Source organism: Chromobacterium sp. CCUG 76385, assembly GCF_059916625.1.
On record NZ_JAUCGU010000043.1, the window covers coordinates 22,223 to 28,493 of the forward strand.

Sequence of the window (6,271 nt, forward strand, 5' to 3'; positions counted from 1 at the left end):
GTAAATTTGAAAAAAATGGAGAAAATCGGTGAAAAAATCCACTGCGATGCGCTTGCCGCCGATTTGCTGCCTGATCGCTGCCGGCGCGTCATGGCGCGGCGCGCTCGGCGTCTTAACCGTGTGGTAGCGCATGTCGGCCAGTTTGGCCAGCTTGTTGTTACGATCGGCAGCAGACGGCCATCATGCTGTCTGCGCTGTCTTATCAAGGATTTAGCCTGCTTTTCAGCGGGCTTGCGGGCCGGCTGCAAGCCAGGCGCGATGAGTAGGGCAGTCGATGTAGCAACAATATTGACCGTAGTATATCACTACAAATCATCAGATTCTAATGTTGCACTGCATTGAAATTGACAAGTCTTTGATTTTAATTAACTGACAGGCGGTTTGTTTGCCACAAGCAGGGTATCGGTGGATATCTTGCCACAGTGAGGGGCTTCGGACAGATTGTCACAAAGAATTAACGCTTGCCCCGGGGGTGGGGGGCGGGCATAATTCCGCCCTCGTGATACAAGGTTCGGCCTTGTTTTGATTGATTGTTTTTGATAGTCCCGCAAACTCGTCCTGAGCGAGATTCGGCTGGTCTTATATCTTCTTCCACGGAGGTGTGGGAATAATGTCTGATCTGGCTTCTGCTCAACTGCTTCAAGCATCCGCAGCCCAGCTACCCGTCTATACCTATTTCGATCCCGCGTTCTATGCCAGGGAGCAAGCGCTGCTGTTCGCAGATGCGCCTCAGTACTATGGCCACGAACTGATGGTGCCCAATGCGGGCGATTATCATACGCTGGACTGGTTGGGGCATGGCAAGATGCTCAAGAATGTGGACGGCGAGATCAAGCTGATCTCCAACGTCTGCCGCCATCGCCAGGCCGTGATCTATAAAGGCCGCGGCAACGGCAACCATATCGTGTGCAATCTGCACGGTTGGACCTACGACGCCGAAGGCAAACTGGTTGGCGCGCCGCATTTCCCGGAAACGCCGTGCCTGAACCTCGGCCAGACCGAGCTCACGCGCTGGAACGGCCTGTTGTTCGATGCCCGCCGCAATGTGGCTGCCGACCTTGCCCGACTGGGCGTGGCCAAGCACATGACCTTCGACGGCTATGCCTTCCACTCCACGCATACCACCGAGTACGACTTCAACTGGAAGACTTTCATTGAAGTGTATTCCGAGGATTATCACGTCGATCCCTTCCATCCCGGTCTCGGCAATTTCGTCAATTGCGATGATCTGAAATGGGAGTGGGGAGACAGCTACCACGTGCAGACCGTGGGCGTGAAGAACCGCCTGGCGCGAGCCGGCTCCAAGGTGTACGGCAAGTGGCATGAGGAAGTGCGCCGCCGCTACGAGGAGCAGCAGCCGGAGTTCGGCGCCATCTGGCTGACCTACTACCCCAACATCATGGTGGAGTGGTATCCGCATGTGCTGGTGGTCAGCGTGGTGATCCCGCGCGGTCCGGAGAAGTGCACGGTCATTACCGAGTTCTACTACCCGGAAGACGTGGTGTGGTTCGAGCCGGAATTCATCGAGGCCGAACAGGCCGCCTACTTCGAAACCGCCAAGGAAGACGACGAAATCTGCATCCGCATGCACGAAGGCCGCAAGGCCTTGTGGATGGCGGGCGTCAGCGAGGTGGGTCCGTATCAGTCGCCGACCGAGGAAGGCATGCAGCACTTCCACGAATACTATCGCCGCAAGATGGCTTCGGCATTGGCTGGTTAAAGTGGCAAGTTGAATGCCATAATGCGCAGGCGCGGGGTTCCGCGCCTTTTTTTATCGACATTCCGGTTACACAATGCTTTCTATTTTCCGCATGGCGGCGCTGGCGGCGCTGCTGCTGATCAGCCAGCTGACCCTGGCCGCCAGCTATGCCGACCCTGTCAGCAAGATCCGCTTCACCTTGCCGGCCGGCTGGAAAGTGCGGCCCAGCATGGTCAGCGGCGCGCGCGTGCTGCGGGTGATCCCGCCGAAGGCGGATCAGCGCGAGCGGGCGGCGATCGATGTGCAGATAGGCTTGCGCAAGCCGCGTCGCGGGGAAACATTGAGCCGGCTGGCGGCCGGATTCCGCGAGAATGACGGCGATCGCGAGGCCGCCAACTTCGTCCGCCTCAATCAGAAGACCGGCCGGCTGGTGACGGAGTATCGCGATGGCCGTTTCGTTTCCAATCGATTGTGGATTGTGCGGCACAATCTGCAGGTGGTTCAGTTGGTGGACAAGACTCGCTTGCTTGAGGCGCGCTGCGCCGCCAATGCATCGGAATTCCGCACTTACCGGCGGCAGATGGAGACGATTTGCCTCAGCGTCGCGGTGGGCAAGAAGTAGTTCCTTAAGTTTCAAGTGGTAAAGGTCAAGAAAATTGGTAGTGAGTAGCAGGTTGGCGGGTTTCCGGCTGGGTTCTGGCTGGATGGTGGTGGCGGCGGTTTTTTTCGCCTTGATGGGCTTGTTCGTCAAGTTGGGGGCTGAGTCTTTCTCGTCCACCGAACTGGTGTTCTGGCGCACCTTGATCGGCGCGCTGGCGCTGGGCGGGGCGGCTTGGTGGCGAGGCGAGCGTTTCGCCACGCCCTTGTTGCGCTACCATCTGCAGCGCGGCGTGATCGGCTATGTTTCCTTGTTGATGTCGTTCTACGCCATCGCGCATCTGCCTTTGGCGATGGCATCGACCCTGACCTATACCTCGCCGATGTTCCTGGCGCTGTTGTCGGTCGTGCTGCTGCGGGAGAAGCTGCCGGCGCGGGCCATGTTGGGCCTGGCGCTGGGTTTTGCCGGCGTGGTGTTGCTGCTCAGGCCCACCCTGTCCGGCGACGTGTGGTTTGCCGGACTGATGGGCCTGGTGTCCGGCTTTCTGGCCGGCTGGTCTTATCTGCATGTGCGCGAGCTGGGGCGGCAGGGCGAGGCGGAGTGGCGGGTGGTGTTCTATTTCGCCCTGATTTCCACTGTCGGCGGCCTGTTGTTGATGTGTCTGGAGCGCTGGCATGCGGTGACATGGGATAATGCGTGGCTGCTGCTGGGCGTGGGCGTCACCGCCACCATGGCGCAGCTGGCGATGACGCGGGCGTACAAGGTGGGGAGCAAGCTTACGGCGGCCAATCTGTCCTATCTGACCGTGGTGTTTTCCAGTTTGTTGGGCGCGCTGGTATGGGGTGATGTGCTGACGGTCGATTCGCTGCTGGCGATGGGCTTGATCGTCGTCAGCGGCATGTTGGCCAGCCGGCGCTAAAATACAGTCAAAGCGGTCATCGCGATACAAAGGAAGGGAGCAATACATGATCTCAATCCGTGAGCAGGACTACGGTCTGGATGTCGCCTTGTTCAACGAGTTCACGCTGGCCGATTTCCAGTTGCTGGAGCAGGCCTTGCTCAAGCGGCTGGACGAGCGCGAGAAGCCGGACATGCTGCTGGACTTGTCCGAGTTGAAGGACTTTACGCTGGACATGGCGCTGGAAGAGGTGAAGTTCATGCGCGCGCATGAGGGCAAGGTGGGGCGCGTGGCCATTGTGGTGGGCGATGTCTGGATTCGGCTCGCCACCCATATCGCCGGCCTGCTATCGCACACCCATGTCCAGTATTTCGAATTGATAGAAGAGGCGCAGGCCTGGCTGGCGCGCCCCGTCGCGGCTTGATTTTGCGGCGGATGGCGGTACAGTAGCGTTTTTTGTTCGACGCGAAAGAATAAAAACCGATGCTGAAAAGCCTTTCCAGCCGCCTGGCGGCTGAGCTTGCCGTCCGCGAATCCCAGGTGGCGGCCACCATCGAGCTGATCGATGGCGGCGCCACCGTTCCCTTCATCGCCCGTTACCGCAAGGAAGTCACCGGCGGTCTGGACGATACCCAGTTGCGCACCTTGGCCGAACGGCTGGTATATCTGCGCGAGCTGGATGAGCGCCGCGACAGCATCCTCAAGAGCATCACCGAGCAGGGCAAGCTCACCCCAGAACTGGAAGCCGCCCTCTACGCCAGCGACAACAAGACCACGCTGGAAGACCTGTATCTCCCCTACAAGCCCAAGCGCCGCACCAAGGCGCAGATCGCCCGCGAAGCCGGGCTGGAGCCGCTGGCCGACAGCCTGCTGGCCGATCCCTCGCAAGACCCGAACGCGCTGGCCGAAACCTATGTCAACGCCGAAGCCGGCGTCGCGGACGCCAAGGCCGCGCTCGACGGCGCGCGCGCCATCCTGATCGAGCGTTTTGCCGAAGATGCCGAGCTACTGGGCCAGTTGCGCGAGAAGCTATGGAACGAAGGCGAACTGGCCGCGTCCGTGGTGGCCGGCAAGGAAACGGAAGGCGCCAAGTTCTCCGATTACTTCGACCATCGCGAATCGATCAAGGCCATTCCCTCGCACCGCGCCTTGGCGCTGCTGCGCGGCCGCAACGAGGGCGTGTTGAATGTCGCGCTGAAATACCAGCCGGACGAAACGCCGATTACCGAGCGCTCCGCTTACGAACAGTTGATCGCCGCCCGTTTCGGCATCCAGGATGCCGGCCGCGCCGCCGACAAGTGGCTGCTCGACGGCGTGCGCCTGTGCTGGCGCGCCAAGATCTTCCTGTCGCTGGAGCTGGAACTGGTGTCGCGGCTGAAAGAAGCGGCCGATGCCGAGGCGATCAAGGTATTCGCCGCCAATCTGCATGACCTGCTGCTGGCCGCCCCGGCCGGCCAGCGCGCCACACTGGGCCTGGACCCCGGGCTGCGCACCGGCTGCAAGGTGGCGGTAGTGGATGGCACCGGCAAGCTGCTGGAAACCGCCACCATCTATCCGCATGAGCCGCGCCGCGAGTGGGACAAGTCCATCGCCATCCTCGGCGCGCTGTGCGCCCGCCACAAGGTGGACCTGATCGCCATTGGCAACGGCACAGCCAGCCGCGAGACCGACAGGCTGGCGCAGGAGCTGATCCGCGCCTTCCCGCAGCTGTCCATGACCAAGATCGTGGTGTCGGAGGCGGGCGCTTCGGTGTATTCCGCGTCCGAACTGGCGGCCAAGGAATTCCCGGATCTGGATGTCAGCCTGCGCGGCGCCGTATCCATCGCCCGCCGCCTGCAAGATCCGCTGGCCGAACTGGTCAAGATTGAACCCAAGTCCATCGGCGTCGGCCAATATCAGCACGACGTCAATCAGAGCCAGCTGGCGCGCGCGCTGGACGGCGTGGTGGAGGATTGCGTCAACGCCGTGGGCGTGGACGTCAACACCGCCTCGGTGCCGCTGCTGACCCGGATTTCCGGCCTGAATGCCACGCTGGCGTCCAATATCGTGTCCTACCGCGACCAGAACGGCGCCTTCCGCAACCGCAAGCAATTGCTGAAAGTGCCGCGCCTGGGCGAAAAGACCTTCGAGCAGGCGGCGGGCTTCCTGCGCATTTCCGGCGGCGACAACCCGCTGGATGCGTCGTCGGTCCACCCGGAAGCCTACCCGGTGGTGGAAAAGATTGTGCTCAAGGCGGGCCGCGAGGTGAAGTCGCTGATCGGCGATTCCGCCTTCCTCAAGTCGGTGCGCGCCACTGACTATACCGACGAGCGCTTCGGTTTGCCGACGGTGATGGACATCCTGAAAGAGCTGGACAAGCCGGGCCGCGATCCGCGTCCCGAGTTCAAGACCGCCACCTTCCAGGACGGCGTCGAGGACATCAAGCACCTGCAGCCCGGCATGGTGTTGGAGGGCGTGGTCACCAACGTCGCCAACTTCGGCGCCTTCGTCGATATCGGCGTGCACCAGGATGGGCTGGTTCACATCTCGGCGCTGTCCAATAAATTCATCGACGATCCGCGCAAGGTGGTCAAGGCAGGCGATGTCGTCAAGGTCAAAGTGCTGGAAGTGGATGTGGCGCGCAAGCGCATCGCGCTGACCATGCGTCTGGATGACGAAGTGGGCGCGACGGCGTCTCGTGGGCCGCGCAGCGATGCCCGTCCGTCCGGAGGCCAGCGTCAGCGCGGCCAGCAGAGCGCGCCTATCGGCGATACCGCGATGGCGGCGGCGTTCGCCAAACTGCGTAAGAACTGATCCCAGCTATATATAGGTTTTGGGCGCGGGCCGGCAGCAATGCCGGCCCGTTTTTCATGGCGCGTGGGCGGTTTGGGCGGCGCGGCCGGGGCGTGCTGCAAAAAGTCTTTTTTCATATCGTGTTTTCCATCAGTCACTTGCGTGGATTTTCAGGCTGGTAGGCCCGCCGTTGCTCACTTTTTCTCGCAAAAGGTGTTGACGAGGTTCAGGCCCGGGCGTATAGTTCGCCTCCTCAGCTGACGCAGCGAACGAAACAGCGGAAACAAAACGGTTTCCGGTGCGA

The 6,271-nt window shown here is 61.2% G+C and carries 6 protein-coding genes; all 6 read left to right on the top strand.

Annotated elements, in window-relative coordinates:
• The first annotated feature begins 6 nt into the window (after nt 1-6).
• The gene (locus tag QUG01_RS18585; RefSeq protein WP_500831380.1) at nt 7-342 is read left to right on the top strand and encodes a hypothetical protein; all 336 of its coding nucleotides are present in this window, start codon (nt 7-9) and stop codon (nt 340-342) included.
• Nucleotides 343-610: 268 nt separating this feature from the next.
• Nucleotides 611-1,720: an aromatic ring-hydroxylating oxygenase subunit alpha gene (locus QUG01_RS18590; protein WP_043627845.1), complete on the top strand. Its 1,110-nt coding sequence runs from the start codon at nt 611-613 to the stop codon at nt 1,718-1,720.
• 73 nt (nt 1,721-1,793) lie between these two features.
• Nucleotides 1,794-2,321 (top strand): hypothetical protein, encoded by a 528-nt coding sequence (locus QUG01_RS18595; RefSeq protein ID WP_500831381.1) that lies wholly within the window; start codon nt 1,794-1,796, stop codon nt 2,319-2,321.
• An 82-nt stretch (nt 2,322-2,403) separates the two neighbouring features.
• Nucleotides 2,404-3,216: a DMT family transporter gene (locus QUG01_RS18600; protein WP_500831385.1), complete on the top strand. Its 813-nt coding sequence runs from the start codon at nt 2,404-2,406 to the stop codon at nt 3,214-3,216.
• Nucleotides 3,217-3,262: 46 nt separating this feature from the next.
• Nucleotides 3,263-3,619, top strand: a complete 357-nt coding sequence (locus QUG01_RS18605) for a SpoIIAA family protein (protein ID WP_500831382.1) — start codon at nt 3,263-3,265, stop codon at nt 3,617-3,619.
• 59 nt (nt 3,620-3,678) lie between these two features.
• On the top strand, nt 3,679-5,988 hold the full coding sequence (locus QUG01_RS18610; protein WP_500831383.1) for a Tex family protein: 2,310 nt from the start codon (nt 3,679-3,681) through the stop codon (nt 5,986-5,988).
• Nucleotides 5,989-6,271: the final 283 nt, after the last annotated feature.

Excerpts from the sequence above, each read along its gene's own strand:
- QUG01_RS18590 (WP_043627845.1), top strand. The coding sequence starts at position 611 with ATGTCTGATCTGGCTTCTGCTCAACTGCTTCAAGCATCCGCAGCCCAG.
- QUG01_RS18595 (WP_500831381.1), top strand. The coding sequence starts at position 1,794 with ATGCTTTCTATTTTCCGCATGGCGGCGCTGGCGGCGCTGCTGCTGATC.
- QUG01_RS18600 (WP_500831385.1), top strand. The coding sequence starts at position 2,404 with ATGGTGGTGGCGGCGGTTTTTTTCGCCTTGATGGGCTTGTTCGTCAAG.
- QUG01_RS18605 (WP_500831382.1), top strand. The coding sequence starts at position 3,263 with ATGATCTCAATCCGTGAGCAGGACTACGGTCTGGATGTCGCCTTGTTC.
- QUG01_RS18610 (WP_500831383.1), top strand. The coding sequence starts at position 3,679 with ATGCTGAAAAGCCTTTCCAGCCGCCTGGCGGCTGAGCTTGCCGTCCGC.